15 protein-coding genes and 1 pseudogene are annotated in these 26,596 nt (G+C 38.5%); 6 read left to right on the top strand and 10 right to left on the bottom strand.

The genetic code is table 11. The annotated features are described in order from the left end of the window. Nucleotide 1: 1 nt before the first annotated feature. The 3 genes from J2X75_RS09405 to J2X75_RS09395 all read left to right on the top strand — a co-directional run bounded on the left by J2X75_RS09405 (nt 2) and on the right by J2X75_RS09395 (nt 9,039). Nucleotides 2-793, top strand: coding sequence for a peptidoglycan-binding protein (locus tag J2X75_RS09405; RefSeq protein WP_310335961.1), 792 nt, complete (start codon nt 2-4; stop codon nt 791-793). 220 nt (nt 794-1,013) lie between these two features. Further along, a complete protein-coding gene (locus J2X75_RS09400) occupies nt 1,014-5,195 on the top strand; it encodes a hypothetical protein (protein WP_310335960.1) in 4,182 nt (1,393 codons plus the stop codon). Between the two features lie 16 nt (nt 5,196-5,211). Further along, on the top strand, nt 5,212-9,039 hold the full coding sequence (locus J2X75_RS09395) for a hypothetical protein (protein ID WP_310335958.1): 3,828 nt from the start codon (nt 5,212-5,214) through the stop codon (nt 9,037-9,039). Nucleotides 9,040-9,990: 951 nt separating this feature from the next. Here J2X75_RS09395 and J2X75_RS09390 read toward each other — a convergent pair. Continuing rightward, nucleotides 9,991-10,155, bottom strand: coding sequence for a hypothetical protein (locus tag J2X75_RS09390; protein ID WP_310335956.1), 165 nt, complete (start codon nt 10,153-10,155; stop codon nt 9,991-9,993). A 181-nt stretch (nt 10,156-10,336) separates the two neighbouring features. Between J2X75_RS09390 and J2X75_RS09385 the strand changes: the two genes are divergently transcribed. Beyond that, nucleotides 10,337-11,827, top strand: coding sequence for a PIN-like domain-containing protein (locus tag J2X75_RS09385; protein WP_310335955.1), 1,491 nt, complete (start codon nt 10,337-10,339; stop codon nt 11,825-11,827). Between the two features lie 126 nt (nt 11,828-11,953). Here J2X75_RS09385 and J2X75_RS30335 read toward each other — a convergent pair. Then, nucleotides 11,954-12,076, bottom strand: a pseudogene (locus J2X75_RS30335) (IS3 family transposase); the annotation flags it as partial. Nucleotides 12,077-13,456: 1,380 nt separating this feature from the next. Beyond that, nucleotides 13,457-17,146, bottom strand: a complete 3,690-nt coding sequence (locus J2X75_RS09380) for a tetratricopeptide repeat protein (RefSeq protein WP_310335953.1) — start codon at nt 17,144-17,146, stop codon at nt 13,457-13,459. A 97-nt stretch (nt 17,147-17,243) separates the two neighbouring features. Between J2X75_RS09380 and J2X75_RS09375 the strand changes: the two genes are divergently transcribed. Beyond that, entirely contained in the window at nt 17,244-18,233 is a 990-nt protein-coding gene (locus J2X75_RS09375) for an IS3 family transposase (protein WP_310335951.1), read from the top strand. Here the strand turns inward: J2X75_RS09375 and J2X75_RS09370 are convergent. The 7 genes from J2X75_RS09370 to J2X75_RS09340 all read right to left on the bottom strand — a co-directional run bounded on the left by J2X75_RS09370 (nt 18,201) and on the right by J2X75_RS09340 (nt 25,232). After that, nucleotides 18,201-19,325, bottom strand: a complete 1,125-nt coding sequence (locus tag J2X75_RS09370; protein ID WP_310335950.1) for a hypothetical protein — start codon at nt 19,323-19,325, stop codon at nt 18,201-18,203. The two genes, J2X75_RS09375 and J2X75_RS09370, sit on opposite strands and share 33 nt — an antisense overlap. Before the next feature lie 21 nt (nt 19,326-19,346). Continuing rightward, nucleotides 19,347-19,835, bottom strand: a complete 489-nt coding sequence (locus J2X75_RS09365) for an excisionase family DNA-binding protein (RefSeq protein ID WP_310335949.1) — start codon at nt 19,833-19,835, stop codon at nt 19,347-19,349. Beyond that, nucleotides 19,832-20,332, bottom strand: coding sequence for a helix-turn-helix domain-containing protein (locus J2X75_RS09360; protein ID WP_310335947.1), 501 nt, complete (start codon nt 20,330-20,332; stop codon nt 19,832-19,834). Before J2X75_RS09360 ends, J2X75_RS09365 begins: the two co-directional genes overlap by 4 nt. Further along, nucleotides 20,322-21,221: a hypothetical protein gene (locus tag J2X75_RS09355; protein WP_310335945.1), complete on the bottom strand. Its 900-nt coding sequence runs from the start codon at nt 21,219-21,221 to the stop codon at nt 20,322-20,324. Before J2X75_RS09355 ends, J2X75_RS09360 begins: the two co-directional genes overlap by 11 nt. Before the next feature lie 162 nt (nt 21,222-21,383). Further along, a complete protein-coding gene (locus tag J2X75_RS09350; RefSeq protein ID WP_310335944.1) occupies nt 21,384-21,866 on the bottom strand; it encodes a hypothetical protein in 483 nt (160 codons plus the stop codon). Then, nucleotides 21,844-23,889 (bottom strand): site-specific integrase, encoded by a 2,046-nt coding sequence (locus J2X75_RS09345; protein WP_310335942.1) that lies wholly within the window; start codon nt 23,887-23,889, stop codon nt 21,844-21,846. Before J2X75_RS09345 ends, J2X75_RS09350 begins: the two co-directional genes overlap by 23 nt. Next, nucleotides 23,889-25,232 carry a tyrosine-type recombinase/integrase gene (locus J2X75_RS09340; RefSeq protein WP_310336717.1) on the bottom strand — a complete coding sequence of 448 codons (1,344 nt, stop codon included), beginning with the start codon at nt 25,230-25,232 and terminating at the stop codon, nt 23,889-23,891. The genes J2X75_RS09345 and J2X75_RS09340 overlap by 1 nt, the downstream gene beginning before the upstream one ends. Nucleotides 25,233-25,382: 150 nt before the next feature. On the opposite strand from J2X75_RS09340, the gene J2X75_RS09335 reads away from it, so the two are divergent. After that, nucleotides 25,383-26,222, top strand: coding sequence for a hypothetical protein (locus J2X75_RS09335; protein ID WP_310335940.1), 840 nt, complete (start codon nt 25,383-25,385; stop codon nt 26,220-26,222). Nucleotides 26,223-26,596: the final 374 nt, after the last annotated feature.

The raw sequence follows: 26,596 nt of genomic DNA, 5'->3' as shown, positions 1-26,596 counted from the left end.
AATGACAACTGGAATTATTGCGCATAACAACATTTGTGCTATAGGTAATGCAAACGCTAACGCAGCCTTTACTACCACATGGCAGACTTCATATAGATTGAACGATGTACATGAGATGGTTTCAGTCCTAAAGGAAAATCTGCAGGAGTACCGTGCTACTTTCGGTGCATCAGAAGAAGCAGCTTGGGGAGACATCCCCAAAATCGATAATACAAGCACAACGTTTGACGCCAACACAGAAGCAAATGTAAAGCAGTTTCAGGCCTTGGTCGGTCTTGATGCTGATGGAATTTTCGGTGCAAGGTCCCGAAACTACATGGCAGCTGCGATTGGTATATCTCCCATGGGGTGGGTACGAGTCCTTAGTCAGACTGAATCCCTTATCAATTATAATGATACCCCTGATGGAGCACGTGCAGATGGTGTAGAAGAAAGTTGCCAGTTGGATCACTCTTGGGTTACAACGACTACAAGTCAGACCCTTAATGAAATTGCAAATAAATTTTTTCAGCAAACAAATTATAGATTGCAAATCAACGATTGTTCACTTATTGATGGTCATGATACACCAGAACATAGTAAGCATGATGATGGTAGAACGATCGACATCCGCAATCGCGACAACCAAAATACTACTATGTCGATTGAAATCCAGAAATTTTTCATGCAAATTTGTCAAGATCATACAAATGTCAAAGAAATTCGTTACCATACTCAACATGGCTTGTCGTTAAGTAAGTTCGTTGAAGATGTAAATCATAAAGATCACTTTCATATTGGAACCTACAATTAAAAATATATGAAATTGGGAGACAATTCAGTTGACCAATCCCCCATTTCTCTCCGATCTTCAGTTTTGTCTAAAGTATAGTTCGGCCCACAGGTTTATTGACTGAATTATTTCTTGGGGTTAACTTTTAATCTCCGTGTGATTGTTAAAGACCTTAATGGCTACACTCAAATAAGATACCGCAATAAATTGATAAAGAGTAATGACAAAGGAGGCTAAGTAAATGAGCATAGAACTGAATACGACATTCCTGAAACAACAGCGATATCCAAACATGTTGGTCCCCTCTCCGTTGTCAGAGGAGATTCCGGAAGTTAGAATTGAATCGCCAAAACGGGTTGTATTTCTACTCGGAGGTCAAGAGCGATGGGTGATTGACGAATCACATTTTGACGGAACTCCTAATCTTGTGGTGGATGATTCTACCCCAAACAGGATCCGTGTGGAACTTAAGAACGCATTTTTCCCTGGAACCGGTCTTTCGGCAAATCTAATTTGTGAGGTTAACTCTGAGAACGATATTCATTTAATGGACCTTAAGCTTGATTTTGGGGAAATCCACAGTCATGTCTCGTTGGCTAAATGGTTAACAGGAGAACATCCAATTATTAGTGAATGGGTTGATTTTGATAAAGATTTGATCTGTAAGCTTGGAAAGCACGGTGAAGTGTTCCTTGATGGGTACACAGATATGATGGAGTTTTTCCCTGGTTGGATCTTCCGCCTGAAAGGTCAGACTATAGCTTGGTTACACTATTTGGGCGCATCTGTCCATTCAGATGAAATTGTTTTTGGGATGGCAGATCAACATCACGATAGCCTATTTGCAGTGACACCAGCTCGGCGCACCATATTCTCTTTTCACCGATTATGGGGAACCTCATCGTTATCCCCTGCAATCACGCTACCAGAAGGTTGGCAAGTGGAACCGCCTGAATTTCCGGATTATCTATATGATGAATTACATTTAGAAACAGCGGTCAATGGAAATGGGAGTAAGGAACAAGCATTTGTTGCCCAGCCAGCTCAAGAAGATAAGAGAATCTGGAAACTTAGACTTCACGGTATGCCAAATCCATTCCCACTTTACAAGGTACGCTATGCCATGGGTTTTGACGAGAACACGATGCAATCTGCACAATTTGGAAGCTTCAGCTCAGAGCCCATCTGGTACCATCTGAGAGGTTGTAGCCTGCTCTTAGGTGACGGACACGATGCCAGTTTTGAGTTAGTTGCCAGGGACAAGCGTATTGAGTCCGCCATTGTTGCACCTGCCTTGTTATCCTTTGCCGCCCCCCTTAATGGGATCATTGTAGAGGCAATTCCAACCAAGCCTTTCAGTGTATTAGGCATATATCCGGCAGGAGCAGAGCGGCATCCAGGTTTTGCACACACAGAAGCATTAGGGCTGCCTGCTTTGCTGATCGACCCGGACCTCCCTTCTCCGATTTTAGCTATGTCGGATCTTGCGATTTCATTGCTTCGCCCAAAAGACTTGCTGTCACTCCAGATCGCTTTTGTGAATCTTGCCTTTCGAACCGGCGGAGGCCAACATGCACATTTGGAACAGGTGTCGGCTGATACACCTGCTTACCTTATTGTCTATTTCCCCCCTCAACACATCGTGGAGGAGGCATTCAATGAGCACTCGACTCCAAACCTACCAGTCTCTACACGCATGGCCGGACCTAGCCGATTAGCCTTCCGTATTCCAAAAAAAGTGAAAAAACTTCCGTATGCATTGGAGACGTTTCTCAACTGGTCCAACTATCAACAGAGCGTCGTTCCATCGGCCATGCCGTCACCAGTCGCCCCAAACCTCTTACTTAGTCACGTAACAGGATATAACGTAGACGAGTCTAGACCTTTGTTATTGCCAGAACTACCAGCGCAAGAAACAGAGGCTCCAGGCGTACAGCATACTGCAATTGAGGCTCCATACCGGCTTATCCTCTCCCCTAACTGGTTTGCAGGATGGGAACATGCAGCTAAACCAATAACTCATGAAGGGATGACAGAGCTCTGGCACACTCGCCTAGGGGTACGAACAAAGGATGGTATCAATGAACAGGAAGCCTCTTTACGGACCGTGCGTGCAGTCTGGTGCAAGAACAAGGACGAAGGAAATCCTTTCACGATGATGTCGCTGAAAAAAGAGGATCGAAAAGATATTGTTATTAATTCATCAAACCATCTTGAGGCTATCAAGGTCAACAACATGATGCTTTCTTCTCTGGGAGCTTGGTTAGACATCGAGGGGAATTGGCCATATGATCCGACTTCTTCACTCCCTAATTTAAGCAATTGGACCCACAGAGCTACTATGGGTCGCGACTGCTATGTCAAAATTGTTCGTGAGGGGTATCTATTCCCTACCGGCCATCGTGCGTCCAAGATCACTTTGACCGAGCGCAGATGCCAGCTCTCTCCTTCACAAGAAATGGTAGCCTATCTCATCTCTTGGGATATTGTGGTCGTTCGTGAACCTGAACGGTTCTATCCAGCACCTGGCATGCCGGATGAAGGCCGTAATTTCCCATTTACGCAAGTTAGGGTAAAGACTCTCCAAACACCTCCTATTGAAGTAACACCATGGATACAGGTTTATAACAATGAGTTGGGTAACGAAGACTTTTTATTCCAAATGGAGGGAAAAGACTACGATGGAAAATGGAAATCATTTACACACGCACTTGCTTTTGTAGAAAAAAAGAACAATCCTAACGATCCTAACGATCCTACAGAAGATGAAAGAATGGTTGACCAACTTATTACAGAATACAGTCCAGAAAGAAAAAAAAGGTCACTGGATGGGCAAAAAGTATCCTTTGCACCTACGAGCAAACCTGGGGACACTGAGTTTGTAGTGAATTCCATAACATTTGGAGCAGAGAAAACAAAAGTGTTACCAGGATTTTACCCCATTATGGAACTTGCAGACGTCAAAATTCCCGCAGTTGAGCAAATCGTAGGTGCGGATAGTAACAATCTCGACAGTAATGAAGGTTTACTTTTTCAATATGATAGAAATTACCTTCAATGGGGGCTCGAAAATAAGTTAGAAAACCCGGGAGAAGTGTTTTTATGTCTGCCGCTCTTAACTGATCCAAAGACTTTTCCTTTTTCAGGAGATAAGGCAGGCGGTATTATTAAGCCTTGTCTATCCATCAAAGGTCTGTCACGCACATATGGCCCAGTAGCGGAAAATGCTATTAAGGAATGTTTAGATGAGAAACTTATTGGCAGTATTCTTGGAGAAGCCAAATTACTGGGAGGAATACTACTAACAGATATTGTATCAAACGTAAATCTTTCTGAATCTCCGGGCAGTATACCACAATTGACCAACCGAGTGATTTATCCAAAGGTTAATGGACACGAAGACAAAAATAGAGCGCCTGAAGCCATTGAGACCCTCTATAAGTTGGAGCCACAAATGAAGTCCGATTCGAAACATATCTTTGAGGTAACCAAAGATACCTCAATGAAACTTTCTGCTTTGATTTACACGAAACACTCCCCTCCGGAATCTACATATGAGGTCACCGGAGAGTTGCGTAATTTCAAGGTTAATCTGATAGGGACTGACCAGACAACTCAATTCCTGACTCTGCATTTCAGCGAATTGACCTTTAAAGCAAGAAACGGCCAAAAGCCTGTAGTTACCCCTAAGATCGAAAATGTTGAATTTGGTGGCGCACTGCAATTTGTATCAAGCCTTCAGAATTTCCTGAAGTCTGTTGGGGAGGATTCAGGGATTGATGTTACACCATCAGGGGTTTCTGTAAGTTCCAGTATGGCACTTCCTAATGTGACCCTGGGCATTCTGGCTCTTCAGAACCTGACATTTTTCACCAGGTTTGATCTTCCCTTTGATGGTTCTCCCGCCACTTTTTACTTTGCTTTCGCTTCAAGGGAGAATCCTTTTGTGCTTACGGTTGGAACATTTGGAGGCGGCGGCTTCTTCGGCATAATGTTGTCGCTCGACAAAGAAAACCCTGTCAAATTACTTGAAGCCTCCCTGGAATTCGGCGGTAATCAAGCGCTTGATCTAGGAGTGGCTAGTGGCGGAATTTACCTAATGGCGGGAATATACTACAGGATGGAGAATGTCGCCCCAGATAAGCAAATTTGCCAACTCACGGGCTATGTGCGCTGCGGCGGAGTGCTACAAGTACTCGGGTTAGTCACAGTTTCTGCTGAGTTCTATCTTAGTCTAAATTATCGTGACCCTGGTAAAGCATGGGGACAAGCGACATTGACGGTGAAGATACATTTGCTTTTAACAACCAAGAGTGTGGACCTGACAGTGGAAAAGCAGTTCTCGGGCTCTGATGGAGACCCACTCATCGAAGAGATGATTAATGAAGATGACTGGTACTCATATTGTAGTGCCTTTACTTAATAAAGGAGGATTTCATATGCTTAAACAGACTGTGCTGTGGACAGCTCATCCGAACGGGATAATAGCTGGCCATCAGCCGAAACTACGACTTTCAGCCGTGGTCTCACCGAGGTTGATGGGTGATGCTGCAGAACCAACTCGCCCAGATGGAACTTTGGAGCTTCAGCAATTTCCCGACTTCCTTACTTGGCCGAAAAAAAATCGAGAATTCTCAATTCGTTTTACTAAAGGCCCTACACTGAAGGCAACTGTTGCGAGTATAAATACACCTCGATTGGATTTATGGAGAGATTTGTTTCCAGCAGAAACATCTGTGCTGCCCTATGAATTTAACCCTGACAATTTTCACAAGAGGCAGATCCGATCTTATCCTGTTGGCAATATCCTTTGGTTGATCAAACGTTTTTACCAAGATGTGGCTCAGAAACATCCAACTGAGCACCCACGCTTTGATGAAGAACGATGGGGTTATCTAAATGATCTCATTCCCACCGATCAGGACAAAGTTGATATAAACAACATGCTTAGGGAACGATTTGCCCTTCCACGAGAATCAATAAAGGACCGGGATGATGCTGGTCAATGGCGTAAAGATCTAGTTCAGTTGCAGCAATTCTATCCGCAACGTGATCCTTTTACCAGAGTAGAGCCTCAAATCCCGAGACTCGATTTTCACCAAGTCATCTCGAGTCTCGGAGATTATCCACTATTGCTTCGTGAATTGGGATTGGCATTCGATCTAGTAGTGGATCTCGAAGCAGGTATTCCTCTGATCGGAAGTGTAGCTATCCTTCCCAGTTGGTCATCGACATTTGACGATAGCATAGATCGGTGCCCTGAGACCCAATATTCGATAGACCTTACTCATAACAGCTTTACAGCAACTCCGGCCAGTTCGGGGATATCAGAAGGATATGTTCAATTGGTTGATACACGAATTAACCATGTAGAGGACGTTGATCCCTATTCGGTCATTCAGGTAGATGCGGACAGCACTTCACTTAAGTTTCTGGAATTTATCCGGAACGTTGCGAAGAATCAACAGTGGGATCACTCGACAGGAAGTGCCCTCCCTTCATTCCGTTCAAATGGTATCTCAATTGTGCACGGAAATCGAGCAAGAGAGCTATTCCTATCCCTTAATGATAGCGTTGGACTAAACGCCGACATCGAAAGTGGAGGAGGTTTACTGTTTGCGGAGCAATTGGTTCGCGGGTATCGCGTCGACGTATGGGATTCTGAGTCTAAAACTTGGCATTCTTTGTGCCACAGGGAGGGCAAATACGACTTCGGTAATCATAGAATTAGGCTCACCGATGAGGGATTTATTTCCATGGGCTTAACAACGGCCGCAGACAAAACTCCCCAAGATCTTCCTGATCTTCATCTCCACCAGTCACTCTTTACTTGGGGAGGATGGAGTTTGGTAGCGCCGCGACCTGGCAAGGTCATCGACCCACAGGATTCTGTCGCATCGGCGAGCAACAACGCAAGCACCAATTTTCAATTGGAGACCCACTTCAAACCTGTTGCTGGCTCTCTCCCTAGACTGCGATTCGGCCGCGCATATCGATTTCGGATGAGGGCTGTAGATCTTGCCGGTAACAGTCGAAAATGGAATGAATCGCTACCGAAGTCAGTTGAGAACACCTCTCAGACCCGAGAATTGTTCTATAACCGCTTTGAACCTGTGGAATCTCCCGTTGTCGTTTTAAGAAAGAACACTGGGCCAGGTGAGTCGGTACACCATCTGATCATAAGAAGTAATTTTAACTCGTCTGCTGAGGACTATAATGAGCGCCACATTGCACCACCTAAAGTATCACAAATGATGGCGGAACAACATGGATGTTTTGATATTTCGTCAGGCTTGGATCCAAATGCATACCAGATTATGATCAATAAAGACGGCAATTTTTCAACAGAACCACACGAAGAGTCGCAGCTCCGTTTACCCTATTTGCCTGATCCAATTTCACGTGGGGCCGCGTTTCTAGGACTACCTGGGTCGAGAGTTGACAAGACAATGATGTTGCCATTTACCACTGAAGGTGATTGGTTCGAGGCACTGCCTTTCCGCCTGAGGCTTGAGGAGGGTAACGGAAAGCCTAACTGGGATCCGCATCGTCGATTATTAAAGGTTTATTTGCCAAAGGCCGAAACGGCGACCATTCGACTAAGCTCCTACTTGTCAGAAGAGGACTGGGACTTGATGGGGATTCGTCAAATAATAGAAGAAAAAGGTCCCTCGCTTCCTTCAGCGGCTACTCGTGATTATTTAAGAAGGTTAGCACTCGAAGGCCGACTTTGGATGTTAACACCTAGCCGAGAACTAACCCTCGTGCATGCTGTTAGGCAGCCACTTATTGAGCCAGTCTTTCAAGAAACTGTAGCAAATCGAGAAAAGAGTCAGACCTATGTAAATTTAAAGGGCTCCATTGGGATGGATGGTAAATCAACCGTAAAACTCGATATTAACGCTTGCTGGCAGGAGCCTGTAGATGCTTTATCCGAGCCCCAATGTATAACGATTTCTCACCAAGCTCATGTCTGTGAAATTAAAGTAGATGCTTCTGAAAACGAAGTTCCCTTGGTCTACCGACATGAATTTGGCGACACCAAATACCGCCAGGTGACCTATACTGCCGATGCCACCAGCCGGTTTAGTGAGTACTTTCACACTCCTTATGAAGATTGGTGTACGCTAAGTCGTTCTCGAGATGTAAAGCTGAGACACACGCATATCGTTGAGAACACGGAGATCGTGCTTAGCAAAGACAAGAAAATAAAATACGAGAGAAAAATAGATTATACAATTGATTACAGCAGTGGAACTATTACCCGAACAACTACTGGCGCTATACGAAAAGGGGAGTCGGTTCATGTTCTGTATTCGTATTTCCCCGGTGAAATCACTCGATCGTCAGAAAGTGTGACTTTGGATATTTGTAATTCTGCCCCTCCTGCTGCTCCTAGAGTTCTATATGCTGTTCCCGGGTTTGAATGGCAGCGTGAACAAGACATGAGTGAAACAAAAATTCATCGAAAGGGTGGCAGGCTGCGAATATATCTGGACCGGCCATGGTTCTCATCTGGTGAAGGAGAATTACTTGGAGTCATTCTCTGGCCCGACCTTCCAGGCAACGAAATTCCACCGCAAGCAAAACCTTATATTACGCAGTGGGGTAAAGATTGTATCCGAAGCGGCGGAGCACGAGCACTCCCTCCCCTGCCCCAACTTAAAGATTTCAAGCGAGCAGCTCTAAGGGATACTGTGAATGATCTACAAGAATTACCAGGTAAGGACATCCATGTGGCGGGCCATACTGTACAATATGACCAAGATTACAAACGCTGGTACTGCGATGTGGATATTAACACTTACGATGAGTATGATCTTTTTGTTCGTTTGGCTCTGACACGCTATCAACCAATGTCTTTAAATGGAGCTCACCTTTCACCTGTGGTGTTGTTGGATTTTATGCAGACACCCTCCCACCGACTAGTCACTTTCCAGGAGGATCCAAACGACTCGCGCAAGTTTAATATTAGTTTGTCTGGTACTGCTCCTGGTGGCCCATTAATCGGGGCAGTTGTGGTAAAGCTCCAAACCATGGATCCACATAAACCTGAGCAGGGATGGCTGCCGGTTCCCAACTTTACTTATTATCTAGCGCCAATTGAGAATCCAGAAACATGGGCTGGCCAAATTACATTGCCTAGTCCTCGCGGGGATAAACCGTACAACTTGATCGTATGCGAGTATGAGCGCCACGAAGTCGATGGGGATGCTCCTAATAACATTGAAACGCGTCTTGTCTGTTCGGTTGAATATGAGATCTAAAGGCAAAGGCAAGCTACGATCACGGTTTTCTTCATAAAATGGGATATAACGATGAATTCGGTTGTGGATTGACACCCCTTAGAATGGACATTGGAAAAGCCTACGTGTTTAACCGATGAAATTCTATGGGGTGGTATTTTTATTGAACAGAAGTTTAAGACGTATTCTATCTCATTGAAATAAATAAATGTATATTTCGGGTGATTTTAGATGGGATTATAGTTCCAGTGGAAATACTTTCAAGCGCTGAAGCTGGTCTATTGATCATAATCCATCCTTTAGCCTATTAGTCGCTCAAAAGAGACTCACACTCACTACTCACACTTTGCTCTGGCCCTTTCCTCTCCTCTGTGGCCACTATTAGCTCTGATCGGAGAAAATCTGAAGTTTTGGTTGCCAGCTGTACAAAATTTATGTTTTATTCAAAGTAAAGAGTAGAGCGTATAAGAAGTTGGTCGCATTATATGGATAAATGTGTCTATTATCATCTATGTTCCTCGTATTTACTCTCATTTCATATGGTTTAATATACTAACTGTGTGAAGATATTTCTACTATGGAGTACTGGCTGATAACCCCCCCCCCCATTATTGAGCAGAACATCCAATCCAAGATTTTTAAGAGTACTAAATTATTCATTTTAACTTGTATAGAATTCAATTCAACTAGAAATTCCTTTAACCTAATTTCATCAAGCTAAATGAGATCTGAAAATAAGTGATCCACACTTGCTTGAACGGTAAAATCTCATTCAAAACTTCTAATTTGTTACGTTCTATACTAATTTACCATGTATTAAACTATTATTACGCAATTAAGAATTATTTTGTTGAAAAGCTTTCTATTTCAAAATAAATTGATTGAGGCAAACATCAACATGACTTGATAAATTCATTATCACATATAAAGAAAAAGCCAGCATTTAAACACTGGCTTTTCAATAAAAATCGCTTATTTATCTTTGAGGAATGACGGCGTACCATAGTTTGCCTTTCGCTGGTAAACAACGGTCACTTCGCGATCAGGACCACCCTCTGACGAAGGAGCCATGAGTTTCACTTTCGGGAGGTCGCCAACTCTCTGTTGTTTAATAAACTCTTCATTCGTTTTACTCATTTTAATCCCCCATAGAGAACTTAATGTGGTGAGCAGTTATGATTTTCATCTAAAGTAGCAAACTCTTCAATCGAACCTCTTCCTGACCTCGGATAGAAGAGTGACACAAATTAGATATATTTACATATAACTGCTACAATGAACTTGTCTAATTGTATCATCCATATGGGGGAGATAATAGTTGAATGATAACTTCAATGATTTCAGTGAGGTTTGGGAATCGGATCCGTTGATCGTACTTGATACAAACGTTCTCCTACGTTTGTATAAACACCCTCCGGAAGTAATTATTCAGTATATTGAGGTACTGAATTCAGTTAAAGATAAACTCTGGTTACCCGCACAAGTGTTTAAAGAGTTTGAAAAAAACCACAAAAAAGCACATGGTCGTAATTTTAACAAGTATCGGTTGTTTCTGCAACAAATTCAAAGTTCAATTGAGAAAAACAAGAATACAATCGAAGGTGAATTCATTAAATATTTGGAGTTAAGATATCCACTTATTGATGAGCTCAAAGGTCAAATCACTGGCCTTATTGATCAAATGCATAGGGCTACAATCGATTATGAAGAAAGTATTAAGCATCAGATTGATGATAATAAAGAGGTTTTGAAAGAAGATGCTGTAAAGAAATTCGTACATGAACTAGCAAAGTCTGGTTCAATAGGGAAAAATTTCTCCATTGCAGAAACTATTTCATTGTATCAAGAAGGAGAGATCCGTTTTAAATATTCAATTCCACCAGGGTACATTGATACAGAAAAAGATGTGAAAGATTCAACTAAAGAAGATAAATTTGGAGATCTGATTATATGGAAACAAACTCTTAATAAGGCTAAGTCAGAGAACAAAAGTGTAATATTGGTCACTGATGAGACAAAAGAAGACTGGTGGGTGAAAGAAGATAAACAATTAGTGTGTGCACGTTATGAACTTTCGCAAGAATTCAGTGAAACTGTTGGGGAAAAATTCATACTGTTAACCGGTCAGAACCTTTTGAGATATGTTTCTAACTTACACCAAATCGAAATTGATAACCATTTGATGTTTCTCGAACAATACTCAGCAAGCTTAATTGAAGAACTGTTTTATGGAGAAGATTGGAGTGAGATTCTGAATGGCAACTATGATTTAGAAACCTATCTGATCCATAGTGGAGATCTTCAACCTTTCATCGATGACGCTATTACAGATGTACAAATTACCGGGTACCCGGCAGATGTTACTAATGTAAATCTCACTGTAGAATCGATCGATTATCATCATGATCAAGCATTTATTCACGGAAATTTTGCGACTAAAGTTGATATTGCAGTTAGTTCGTATTTCTATGGTGAGGAAATCACATTAACTGAAGGTGAATGTTATATTAATGGTAACTATTCAGTGGAATTCTCTTTAGAAAATAATGATGATGAGATTTCAATCAAGGCTAAAACTTCGAAGTTTACCGTTGGTGGATTCGGTATTAGCCGTTACAAGGAAACAAGTAGCCACCTGGACGGCTATTACGATAGCTGCTCCCACTGTAATTCAGATGTGGTCTATCAAACAAAATCCGGAGATGGAGTATGTGAAGATCATAAGAACTTGTATGACTATTGTCCTGGATGTAATACCTTATACGATAAAGGTACACTGAATGGCGCACTGTGCAATGACTGTGATTGATTTATAAAATTAATTGAAAAAGCCACGACATGCTCAATGAACTGCTCCCTGTCAAGTAGACAGTAAAAAAAACAAAAAAATGGTCGTTTAGATACCTTAGCTCGGATGACGTGCTAAGGTATTTTGTTATGCTGCTCTGCGGTATTCACCCGGAGACAGGCCGTCCAAACATTCTGTGTAACGGTAGTTGTTGTAGTAACACATGTAACGACGAACTGCGCTATACAGACCTTCATAGGTGTCATATTTCGTAAGGTAATAATTTTTCTGACTTGTACGTACCCCAAAATCGTTCGATTGGCTGGTTGTCCAAACAGCGACTTACACGAGACATGATCTTTGTAAATCCATACTTCTACTGGAGCTTTTATACTCATGAGACGTGTACTGAAACCCTCTGTCGCTCTGGATCATAGGGGACACATCTGGATTCTTGATGTATGCTTTTGTCAGCGTATCCATCACGAGTTTATTGTTGTTGGAATGACCAAGTACCCATGAAACAATCGAGTTATCTTATACATCAATCAAGGCACTTAAATACGCTTTACGCCCATTTCCATACTTCAGTTCTGTCACTTCGGTAGACCATTGGAGTAATGCGCACAATGCCGCAACAGCATATCCCTTTTCACCATGTAGTTCTTGTATTATGCCAAGTTCTCGATTCCACTAATCCGTGCAAGCCCTCTTCTTTATATTTCCATATCCATTGTCTGATCGTATACGCACTACATCTTAATTGCTTGGCTTCCTGGTTTGGCCAGACTCCAACGCAAGGCACTGCTTCACCGCGCGTAGCTTCGCTTCAATAGACACCTGACTTCGGTTTGACATTAGAAATACTCCTCTCCATAGTAGAAGTAGAAAGTTTTGTTTTTTCTACTGTCTACTATGGAGAGGAGTATTTCACAAGATAAGTCGTGGCTTTTTCATATTACAACACTTATGCTTCAATATATACCGGACGACAAGCGTCGGTGCGAGCATTAAAGTTAGCGTTATGTAACTAGATTGAATGATTACTAAACAAGTCATTTAGTATTGTTGAGATATGAAAAGCCGCAAATTCATTTGCGCCTCAACTTAGGATCGAGGGATATTCACGGGCATGATCCAAGGGTACATTAACGTTTTGGATAGATCCCCCAACCAGAATCGCCTTGTCCAACTACATTTTGAAAGTTCCGCTTGAGGTTTTAAGTGCATGTTCTCATTATTTAGATATGCATCTAATCGGTAAGAGGCTCATGTTCTTGTCCATTCCGGCAATCGGAACAAGCGTATTCAAGTCTTGTGGAATATTGATTCCATTCATTTCTCATACCGAATTTGTCATAACTTTACCAGATCATCTAATCCCCCCTCTTATGTTCTATAAATCTTGTTAACATGGTTTAGTTAATTTCCTCTCTTTTCAAAGATTAAGGGAGGATAATAAAATCTGTTCATCCTTTTTTGCCGGTTTTTCATCATAACCACTTTTCACTAAACTTAAAGATTCAAAAATGTTGCTTTCTTGTAGGAAATTATAATATTTGGATGTATACCTACTCCTTCTGGATTAATTTCTTTTGTTTATACAGAAATTGTCCTGTAGGAAACTTTTTTTCTCCTTGATCACAAGCTTCAGTCAGTAACATTAAACTGAAGCTTAACATTTCTCCATACATTCACAAGAAGTTCTTCATATGGTTTAAAACCCATGGGTTTCTGTAGAAGTCTATACAAGATTCCATTCATCATATTGTTTTTCCTAACTAGATCCAAAAAACTCTTATATAAAAAAGCGTGGTAATCTTTTGATTGTTCACCAAATAAATTCTCAAAGAGTTTACTTACTTTTTCATACAAGTCATCAAATTCTTGTGTCCCTTGAGTTCTACATAGATGAATATAAATATCAAATAGCATTTTATGATTAATACAATTTAGATACTTCTTTTCAGTCAATTCTATGACAAGTTTAATTAGTTCATTTTCATCAATTAGTCTCTCTTCATAAAGAAGTGAAATAGCATTCACTACAGGTATAATATTGTTGACATTATTACATATCTTAGCTATGAATAAATCATCACATACTAAGACAGCACTCTCTTCTGTAGATATTGCGATAGCTTCAAACTCACTTATATCCACAATCTCGTGTATTTTATCATATATAGATGTGTTCAATAATTCTGGTCTTATCTCATTGCATTCATTTAGTAAAGTTAACACTTGTGTCCAGAACGTTTTCTTGAAGACTTTAGTACCCTCACTAGACTCTTCCATTATGAAGTTATTGTTCTCATCTAAAAAGGCTGTTGAGACTACCGCATCATATTTTATAGCATCTGATATGCCTTTTCTTACAAAAGGCTTTATGCTTGGTGTTACATATAATCTATCAGAAATTGATTTGATTCTATCCAAAAATCCAAGTGCATTTAAAATCACTAATGAGCTTATTGTTAAAACATATTTTGAACCTTTAGGAGCAATACTGCTGTAGACGGAGTAGAATCCCTGATCCTCATTATTCATTAGAAAATAAATAGTCTCTAAATATTTATCAACATTTTTTCCTGATAGATATGTTATTGGTACTCCAGTTTCAACCTCAGAATTATACAGATTGAGTTTGCTCTTTGTTACCTCATTTCCAGCTCTCATGTATACCATTGTTTTCTCTATCATTTCTTCTGTAGTCTCACCTGAGATTGGTATAATGGTTTTGTTCTCTGGATATTCATCTTGTATCTTTTGTAGAAAGTATCTAAAGAAATAGGTGTCTATGTCTAATACTTCTAGAACAGTATATTCTTGACCATTGAATTTAATTAAACTTCCTCTTTTACCCGTTGCCTTGAGTATAAAGCTTTCATCGCTAGTGCTTTTTAGATTAACACAGCCAAACTTTTTTTCTCCATCTTCAGTTATTATTCCATCGTTTGAATGGATAATTACATTTAGTATCTTTTTTTCTGAATCCTCAAGCAATACCACTGAATCATCACAAACTTGAGAGTAATCCACCACACTATTATCTTGGTGAATATTACTGAGGTAAATTCTTACAAATCCTGCGATCTCATCTTCTTTAATTTGCTCAGTATAGGTATAATATGAATTTCTCAACACTGACTTTGCATCTTTCCAACGCCCTTTATATGCATAATATTGTGCTACAATTATATGATTCCATAGCTCAACAGTATTAAGAAGCTCCTTTGCTTCCTTTGTTGCATCATTATTTAAAGCTCCGAGTGTTATACATTGAATCAAATTAACCTGATAGAATGAATCCTCTTTGTGCAAATTTCTATATTCTGATAAGGATTCCATTGCTAATACGTATCTCTCTGTTAATAATTCAATATAAAACTTAACCTGAAGTAGATATTTTATGCGATTGCCGTTCAGATAAAATGTCATAACTAATTGCTTTAATTCGGAAAATATTTCACTTTTAGGATTTACTTCCCCATATGAATATAAATATAGTTCCAATGCTTCATTATCAACTAAAATTGATCTTCCCAAAACTTCTCTAACCATCTCAAATTGACCATGATTATTTAATGTTTTTGCAAGATTAAGTTTTTCATTTAATTCTATTTTCTCTGACAGACCTGTAACATATCCCAATAATTCTGTGTATTCATCCAGGAATTCGTATTTATATAGAAACTCGAGTCCCTTTTCGATTAACCATGGACTATCTTTATATTTCTCAATATTTCTAAATATTAAATGCTTGGCTTCCTCGGGTTCACTTTTCTTCTCAAATAACTGTACTTTGTAATTTAATATTACACCTTGTGAATCATATAAAGGCTCAATATTTTGCTCAAATATCTTCTCTATCAATTCCCATTTATCAAGTTTTGAGTAACAATAAAGAAGCCTTACTAAAAATAATGACTGTTTACTCCAAAAGTTTTCATAAAAATTAGCTGCATTTTCATAGTCTTCGAATAAAAAGAATATCTCGGACATTACTATACAAATCTGTTCATCGTTAATGAGATCTTTGTCGATATCCTTATATTTTTCAATGGCTATTTTTAGGTTGTCTACTCCCATCAGACTTAAATAATGCATCCAATGTTGTAAACGCATTTCTTTTGATCTGTTTTTAACAAAGTAATATGTACGTTCTAAATCATTATAGATATCTCTAGCTGTTTCTTTGTTTTCTTCATTAATTTCATACCTCCCACTCAGACTCTTTCCAAATATATTAGCCTTAGCGATTATCTTATGATAGTCGTAAGAGATATTATATTTAATTTCAAGAGCTTTGCTGAAGTATGATACAGAATCCTCAAACTGATTTCTAAACAGTGAAACAAATCCTAGTTGTGAATACGCATTTGCTTCATTATGAAGTATCGGTTTGATATTCTTTTCATCATCCATAAGCAACTGAATAACAGAGTCAAAGTCACCAGTTTGCAAGTGATAATTTGATTCTTTTAATATCAGCTTGTTTTCCTCAGTTCCCTTGTTTCTTAAGTTTTGAATTGCAGCTGATACTAAATTATAATTTTGATTGTTACATTCAAGCCAGTAGTCGATCTCATTAATAAAATCACTTTCAGGATAAATATGTTCAATACTTTTTCGAATTGAAATAGATTTTTCTATCGCACCAGTTTCAATGTAAATCCGAGCTTTCTGGTAAAGAAGTTTTGCTCTTTGCTCTTTACTAACATTCCCTATCGTATCTAATATCTCGGTGATAGCTTCAATTGCAGTATCATACAATCCTTTATCAATTAAAAATCCAATCTCATTGATTTTTTGTTCTAATAAATAGTCGTCGCCTAATTGTTCCTTAATATTTTTGATAATGTTTTCTTCTGATTTAACAATCGATTCATCAATAATAGATATTACAGCCTTTTCTTTAATACTTAATATTGATTCTCTAAAATCGACCAGTACGCTAAATAACTTTGTAAAATAGTCTTCAAAATCATCTGGTCTTTTTATATGTGGATGTTTGTGTTTGTCTTTCTTCAAATTAACAAATTCAATTGTCTCTTTTGCCAGGCCTTTTGATAATGAGTTATATTCCTTTTTCGATGTTTTGTATGCATGAAAAACCCGATCGATTATAGAATCTCTAACATTACCCTGTTCAAGAAATTCAACAAAGTAATTACTATCAACTTCAGTATCATCAAACTTTCTATTAAATGCTGATACTTTTTCATCAATTTCTTGAATTAGCTTCTTTTCTTCGCGATTAGTTAAACCTTCTGAAATTAGATACCCTGCAAAATTAGGAGCTATTAATGTTCCGGCTATGTAACTTAAAAAACTCATACAGTTCCCCCTTATAATAAATAATTAACGATATATACCTCCATTATACTTCTGATAACCTTAATTTTCATCTCCTCAAGTATAGTTTCTCACCTTATTGAGAAAGCATTCTACTAAACTGACCGAATCAAAGCCAAATGAAGATGATCTCACGGAAGCTATTGTGGAGATATTTCACATCAATCGAAAAGTCTACGGTACACGAAAGATAAAAGCTAAGCTTCAGGAACGAGGACTCATCGCCTCCAGACGTCGCATTGGTCGAATCATGAAAGAGCAGAGTCTCGTCTCCACGTACACTGTTACGCAATTTAAGCCTCATAAAACGGCCTGTAATGAGGAGAAAACAGCGAATAAACTCGAAAGAGAGTTTGATCAGGCGGAAGCAAAGCGCTTCGTGGTAAGCGATCTCACGTATGTGAAGGTCGGCCATCGATGGCATTACATTTGTGTGCTCATTGACCTGTTCGATCGAGAAATTATTGGCCACAGTGTAGGTCCACATAAGGACACTGCTCTGGTTTCGCGTGCCTTTGCAACGGTAGAAGGCGACTTGAGCCAAATCCAGTGGTTTCATACGGAGCGTGAGAGTGAGTTTAAGAACCACACGATGGACCAGCTTCTAGGCACGTTTGGTATTGGCCGATCAATCAGCAAGAAAGGATGTCCCTACGATAACGCCGTGGCCGAAGCCACCTACAAGGTTATGAAAACGGAGTTTATTTACCAGATGGAATTCCGAAACCTCCGTCATTTGGAATTGGAATTATACGACTACGTCAACTGGTTTAACAGGTACCGAGTTCATGGATCACTGGGGTATTTGACGCCTGTTCAGTATCGCCAAGAAGCCCTTAAAAAGTTGTCTGATTTAATGTTGACAATCCAAACTCACAATAAAAAATCTAGGATTGTATGGGAGTCCCTTTTGGTATTAAAAACCTTATACGTTCTCTTCTTGTCGTACTCCTTACCGATCTTGGTCAAAAACAATGGAGATGCCGGATTCCCTACCTTAGATAGTGTCGCCATAATATACTCTCTTCCTTTATTGTTATTTCATTTCGTTGTAGGTGAGCCTAGCTAAAAGCGGGAGCTGCAAGTCGAGCTTGTCCGTCTGCCGACTAACGTAAGGCGGTAGAACCCCCTCAATGATAAGACTTCTTAGGTGATAGTCGACCCGATCAGCCCTGAAATACGGATTGTTCAAATACTCGAACACTTTCTCCAGATCGTAATGTAGTCCGTTAAACTTAGGGGATCTCGAATGTAGTAGGTGTCCATGAGCCATACCATCTTCACTATATGTCATGCTCTGGAACGCTTCGTATAGCTCATCGACCAATACATGCAGTGATTTCAGGTATTGCGCTACTTTTTGCCGTTCCTGCTCGGGGAAGTCCTGCGGAGCAGTGAAGAGCTCGATCAGCGTCTGGATGTCATAATGATACCCATCACCCTCACGAATTCGAGTACTGTTCTCCTTCAAAAGAATTTGGAGCTGCTCGACAATATCGGAACGGCGTCTGATCTCTTGTTGCCGCTGCTCCTCGATAAACATACCATCCTTTTTCTCAATTACGTTTATCATGCTCGATAAGAGGGAGTATCGTTTAACTGTATACTCATGAATTTTGGCGAAGCTCATTGAGAAGCGAATAGGTTGAACCACGTCAGGATTGTTGCTGTAAAGATAAACTGAATAATCTCCGTTATCACCGAAATTGCTAATATCGCTAGACCAAGAAGCGAAGTACTTATTCGTACTCTTCGTTCCATCAGCGCTTCTTAAGTCGACTGGATGTGCTCCGAAGCATGCCCGGATCTGCGCGAAATACGCATCGTCGGGAACAGCCGCATTAAATACTGAATAGTCCTTCTTGAGCGGGTATTCCATCTCAAAAACACGATGGAGCTGCTCAATGGATTGAAGGACAATATCGTATGTTGTAATCAACTGTAGAACATTCAATGAACGGACGTCATCATGAGAGTGGGTCAAATCGATGTACGGCAAACCGTTAACGCTGACGGAAAGCCAGTCCTTCGCAGAGCAAATTAAGCTCCAAAGGTTCTTTCCATTGTAATTGCTGTATGTATTAATCAGGAAATCGTCATGATCGCTTACGGCTTGCTTAAACTTCTCAAGCAAGGAGCTATCAAGAATATATGTGTTCATAAAATTGAACCTCTTTCTTGCTTATTCAGGTGACCTTTTTACCTTTACAATATGCATAAGGTGATCAATAACTTGATTGTTGAGAAACAGTTGAGAACATACTGAATCTGATGCTGATTTAATTGAAATAGATACCCCGTCATCACGAACTTCAATTTGATAATCGTCATTTGGTAAAGTTAGAGATTTCTCGTATTTCATTTCAACTAACTCAGGGTATCTCCGGTAATGTTCACTAAGTGCATCTCTATGATCAAATTCAATACATTCATCATCAAGAATTAGAGCAACTCTACCTGGAATAAAATCGCCACGCATCCATGAATCAAGAATCTCCTGATGGAAGGAGATATCCTTGTAACTCCTTGTGTAAGGAATTTTGTTTTCTTTTACCATTTTGCGAATTAAGTATTTAGAGAGCCCTAGATACTCGGCAGCTTCCTTAACATACATATGTTTGTCATACCACTTCTTCGCTTCCTCTTCACCCCAGATAACATAACCAATCATTTGAGTTCCCTCCGTTGAGCTTTGGCAAATTCACGATCAATTTCATCAAGAGCAAGAATTAAAGCGTGGTATCTACGTTGAGCATACAATCTTCGCTTTTCTAGATCCTGTGGTCTATCTTTATAATAAACGCTTTTTGTTGCACTTTCTTCGAATACTTCGTCTAAATGCTTTTTGATATCAGCTTCTTGAATTTCTAAGACTGTTTGGATAAAGCGAATAGTCTCACTCGATAAATGCATTTCATATCGCGTTTTAGATAGCTGATCATCTGAATCACATCGATCAGAAGATAGGGGTGTTAACAGTGGTCCTTTTGGAGAGACAGTCGCTGCTCCCATCCACTCACGTAGCACGTCCTCATGGAAAACAACTCGACTCCCTACCTTGATACACGGAATTTGTTTTGTTCTTACCATTTCATAAATTTTTGCGCTTGATATTCCCAGCATCTCGGAGACTTCTTTTACAGTTAGCGTTACTTTTCTAACCGACATGCGTATTACCTCCGTCAGTTTTTAACTTTTCTAGATAGGTAATCACAAGCTGTGAAATACCGAGCAGTAACTCTGTTTCATATTGGTCAACAGCCACTGGTGAAAGATTTCCGTTTTCACTGAGTGCTGAGTTACGGTGGTGTCCAATTTTATTGAGGTAAGTAGCTACCCCTGTTAGCAATCCAATAATTCCGCTTTTCTTTTGATCCGTAACATCTTGTAAAAACGTTTCCCATGACTTAGCCATATAGGGGCCACCTCGTCCGTTTCCTGCATCCGTATATGATTCTATAATTGAGAGACATTGACGAAGAGCATCATAAGTATATCCTCTGTGCATATGTTCTCTTGCTAAATTAAGATTCTCATATGCGTGTAACCAACTAGCATCACTGAGCAATGTTGATGAGAGTGTCATAGCATACTTTGTTGAGTAGCCAAATTGTCTAATGAACTGAATCCAGTCGGATTCTGGTATCTTTATTTGTTGGCTACCAGATATCGGAATGACTTTATTACCGTTCTCCCGGATTTCTACAATCGCTTTTATTTCAATTGTAAAATATAGGTCGCCAGAACGAACACCTTCTAAGGCAGATATATCATTTGAGTCAAATACCCAATCCCATTCTCTGTAACCGGAGCCTTGATTGAACACTCGAAGATTGGACTGGATTTCACCAACAGCTTTCTTCAAGAAAGTGGTATTAGCCCTTGCTGATACCTGAATGTCCAAAATGTTTATCAGCCTCTGTGTTTGATCCGACAAAAAGATGTTATGAAACTGGATGTTTTCAGAGACTCTCAAATCAAACTCAAACTTTAAATTTATATCGTTAATCAAATGACTAGAGTTCATAGATGATTCAAACAGATTTATTGTATACATTGGATTGATTCTCCCCATCCATTAATAAATTTTGATAGCATGGAAACCCTACTTTAAACAAAAACGACAATTCAAATGATCAAGGAACCCAAATGTGTGTTCTGCCAGTCTTACCAACCACTTTTAGTGGAATTAATTGAGCTGTTGCTTTGAATTCTACTTCTATGGTTGATCTTTAAAACTTTCAAACTGTGCGACTATCCATTTCTGATTATTTTCAGCAATATATTGTTCCGCATTGATTAGTAACTCAACAAGTTCATTTTTCTCGAGTTTCATGTATCTATTTTTTAAAGAATTAAGATCTCTATTGATTTTAATTGAAGTATATTTTTTTAAACTTAACTCGTTTTTAAAAGAAGCTGAAAGTGACTTTTTTGTTTTTCTTTTTAATTGAGTGTTTTCTTCATAATAATTGTAAAGTGCACTATTACTCTTAATAGAATTGGGATGTATTCCTTTTTTCTCTTTATCTAACTCTTTTGACATTTCAGAAATCTTTCTATAAGAGATTTTGATTCCCTGGTCTAATAATTCGTCTATAGCTGCTTTCCCAAGTTCAAAAGTTCTGTTTTTCCGTAAAGTGTAAAGTTCATTCAACCAAGGTTTTTGAATTTTTTTCCTAGAATTGAATTTTTGGCTCATACGATTCATCCTTAATGTACTCTTCCATACTTTCAATTTCTCTAATTTCTAGCTGTGCTCTTTTCATTGCTAGCTTCATTTTTTTCGCTTCTACTTCTAATCCATGTTTTTCAAAATGATTTTTACTATCTTTCGCCCAGTTATAATATTGTTCAATTTCACTCTTGAACTCAGGCTGAGGTACTTTTGCTGCACATCCCATACATGCCATTTTTGTTGGGCATACCGCATCAATAGTACAGATACCACCTACGACTTTTGAAACAGTACCTACTTTTTCTTTGTACTCATCATAGGCATTTTTGAGTTCTTCTGGACTCCTCAGAATGCCTTGGTGAATATCAATATAAGATAACCAATTATCTTGTATATCTTCAATAGTATCTGATATTTGTATTTGAGTTGGCGCGGCATAATAACCGGTTACACTTTCGTCTTTCTGGTGTAATAATTGTCTAACTATATCTATTGGGAGTTTTTCCGTTTGAGCCATATGAGTAGCGAAGGCATGTCTCAAAAGATGCGTTTTAAGAATTACTTGATTTCCTTCTTCAGTTTGTATAATTAATCCATGTGTTAGAAACCTAATAACAGAATTAAGTGTGAACTGATTAATATGTTGGTTGTGGTACTGAAAAACATATTTCTTGTCTTTCATGATATGTTGACGAGACGTTATGCTATATTTTACAGTTGGAAGACTGTCAGAATTATAGTGATCCTTTAATTCTCGTAATATCATTATTAATGATTTAAATACTCTTTCAGGCATATAGTAATTTTCTTCAATATCTCTTCCTTTTGGTATTAAACGAAATATATAATTTTTTTTAGGAGGAGATTGTTTCTTATCTTCAATGATGACGCAACAATCCGAATCATGGCTTACTTGTAAAATTTCATTCATTCTAGCTCCAGAGAATGATTGAATATCTAATGCAAATACAGCAAACATACATGCTATATACAATGGCTCTACATTGATAAATAGTTTAGACTTATTTAAGTTCTGACTTTTGGTCAATGAGAACCCTTGAGTCAAAACCCCATTATTTCTTGATTGAAAAGGGTGTCTATTTTCTTGAGTATCATGCCCCCAATTTTCTAGAAATTCCACTCCTTCTTTTAGTCTCTCAGTCGATGCTTGGTTAGACCATGCCCCTAATAGACGATTTTTAAGTAATTCGAAAAACCATAGTCCTTCTCCTGGGGCGCCATCGGAGAGATCTATTGATTTCACAAATTCCAAAAAATACTCCCCTTGATTATCTCTATTTAATTCGAAATAGAGGCATTCATTCAAATATTCAGATTCCTCATAGTTAAATGAGTATGGTAAAGGTAACTTTTCGTCTTCTACTTTTGCAATTGCTTTGTTAGTAATTTCACGTAAACGTTTGATTTGATTCCACCTAATGTGGCATTGAGCGCGAATCGAAGGTAACAAAGGTGCTACAGCTGAAGACTCATCTTTACGCTTCTTTTGTGCTGAATTAATTGCTCGGTTTCGGAATGAATAATCTCTATTGTCAAAAGGAAATTCTGGAAAGAAAAACTTAGAAAAATGATTCTGTTTATCCATTGGAATTCTACTCTTAGTCCATTTTAATACATTGAATAAAAGCGATTTGTAATAAGAAATGAAAGCTTTTCGTTGACTGTCTGTATGCTCTTCACAGATTGATCCAGACAAATAATTATGAATGTGTGAGTAATTTAATTCTGCCGCTTCCGTAAGTTTAAAGGCATTGAAGATATCCCTAAAACGTACATTTAAGCTAGCTAACATATTGTTAATTGATGCAGGTGACAACTTTCGATCTGTGGCACACAACACAGCTAAGGAGAAATGATTTGCCAGAGGGCTACCTAGACAGTATTTATAAATATAATTGAAGCTTTGTTTGTTGAGCAAATCCCATAAAAAATCATTCTCTATATTTTTCAGAGTAAGGATTTCTTCGTCAATCACTCCATTTAATTTGTTGTACCATTCTTTTGTTACAAGCAACTCCTGTGTCACTAGTCATCCATCCCTTTGTATAATTCTTGAATCCATTCATCTTCCACTGAAACTGGAGTAATTTCTTCTTTTTCTCTTTTACTCTTAGTGATTCGAGTTTTCACCAAATGTTCTTTTTCGAGTTCGTTCATTTTTTTCGCCATCGTCTCATGAATATCTCTGAATGCTGCTTCACTGAAATAGTGCTCATATACTTTAATTGTGTCGGAAGACTTCCATTTCATATAATTTATTAATTCATTTTTTTTGATTTCTATTTCACTGCTATCTTTAGACATCTCGTATATACTTTTAATCATATTGGTAACAAACCAGTGCCTAGTCTTATGAATATTTATTTTAATGTTAGCCTTTGCAGTGATTTTAATCCATTGTGAATAAAAAGCATTGTAGTTATACGGTGTTCCATGTCTAGTTAAAAAAATCTCATCATTATCTGAAAGTTTGTGAAAATTTTGTTTACAGTGTGAGTATAATTTCCGTTCTCCATTTACATATCTAATGAACAACTTCAAAGTATCCTTTGAGAACCTCAAAAATTTTATTCTCTTATTTTCGCTGCCTTTATTTTGTGCAGCAATTTCATATTGATTTCTTCGCCTTCTGTAATCGCCCATTGTTAATGAAAGAACTTCATTAATTCGAGCTCCTGTTTCAAAAAGCATTCTAATTATTACTTCATCCCGAAGAGACCAATTTAGCAAAGAACCAGCCCTATAGATGATATAGGGAAGATCCTCATCAGCGATAATAATAGGCTTCCATTCATCTGCAACTAATTTAAAATACGATTCAGACTGTCTTCTATATGAAGACTGATATGGTGTTTCTGTCCCAGCTATTTTAGGTAACCGTGGTTTATCAATACGTATACTAGGAGCATTGTTATCTGCAATTGAAATGCTGTAATTTACATCAATGAGAGGATTCTGAAAAGAATATGATTTTAAATGCAACGCGGTTCTATAGAATGCTTTAAGTGCAGCTAAGAAATGATTGATAGTTTGAGGACTTTTTTTTGTTTTAATAACGAAGTTATAGTCGTCTGTTGACCTCAACTTACAACCTAGCTCGTAGATTAAGTAATCTTCAATAGATGCCCTTAAAGCATGATGGCTGTCATACCAGTTAACCCTTTTCCCTTGGAAATTACTATTTCTGCAAAGCCATGTGAAGAACCTTTCCAATGATACAAGATAAGATAATGCAGAACTCTCACTAATTCTTTTTTGTTGATAGAAATAAAAGTCTGTTAGAGGCATAAAAGGTTCATTTTTATCGTTAAATACTAATATAGAATATTTACTTTCAACTCCTTGAGGGCATTTGATGTGGTAATACATACTCACAGTTAAAATCCTTTCTTATTTGTGACACATTATTTAAGTCCTTAATAATATTAAAACAAATTGAGACTATATTCTACTAAATATTACATTGTATTTTGTACATATGTAACGATTCGTTGCTTGATTTCCTGGATGCTTTTAGAAATGATATCTATCTACTTTTTTAATCAGTACGATACGTCAACATTCTGCTTTCAGTCAACAAAACTCCCTACGAAACTAAAAAAGGCACTTAATGGTTTTGTCGTACCTTTTTATAGTCAAATCTTCAATAAAACAGGTTTTGACCAGATCGGAACGTTTTCCAAGAATCCTTTTAACCGCTCCTATTTCTTTGAAGGTTACCAGCTTGAAAATGTAAATGTTAAATTATGTCCTGCTTGTCTTTGTGAAATAGATATTTCGCAAAGTATGATTGCAGATTTAGACCACTATTTTCCAAAACATGAATATCCGGCTATAGCGATGCTCCCAGATAATCTCATTCCAGTTTGTTTAGCTTGTAACGAAAGGATCAAAATACAACAAGATCCACTTGATACTTCCACTCTTCCGGGAGCAATTCAAAGAGCATTCATCCCATACAAACATGAAGCCATTGACGAGATGGAGATAGATATTGAATTCGGTACACGTGATAAATTCCTTATTCAACTAAGATCCTTATCACAAGAAGAGACGGCTATTGCCAGAGTTAAAAACTTTAATCGTATATACAATTTAAGCGGTAGGTGGCCAGGTAGGCTTGAAAATTTATATGATTCTATATTAAGTGATCTAGCAGAAGATAACCCTGAACGGGAGCATTTAGACCAATGGTTACGAAACAAATTGACTAAAATATGCATAAGCTCTGGTAAAGGGAAAAGAAAACTGCCTTTATATTATTTAAGACTAAGGTTAATTGAGATTCTATTAAACGATCCTCTAAAATTTAAAGCAGCCTTAAGAGATTTAGAAATGCCTATGTTACCAGAGGATTAATGTTAGAGAGTATCTATGGTGATTTGATAATATTGCTCACTTCTCCTGCCTATATCAAAGGTTTATCGAAGCTTGTAGCTTGATCTCTCCTCTAACAATTCAAATTTTATCTACAAGGTTCTCCTCTTAGTATCCCGATAAATACTTTATAGAAGGAAGTATCTCAGATAAACGTGACAAGGGGGATTTAAAGTTGAATATAATCATTTTGGGTATAAGTCTGCTTGTGTAGTTCATTAATTAACACAAAAAATCATCGCCTGTAGTTAGCATTAAGGTAACGCTAACCAGTCCGTTAGTTTAATGAAACAGATTCAATATTCTACTCGACATTTACACATAATGGAACAGAGTTTATGCCTACAGAGAACGAT

This window comes from Paenibacillus sp. 2003, from assembly GCF_031455635.1.
GTDB classification, from domain to species: domain Bacteria; phylum Bacillota; class Bacilli; order Paenibacillales; family Paenibacillaceae; genus Paenibacillus; species Paenibacillus amylolyticus_B.
This window is presented reverse-complemented; position numbering and strand designations above follow the sequence as displayed.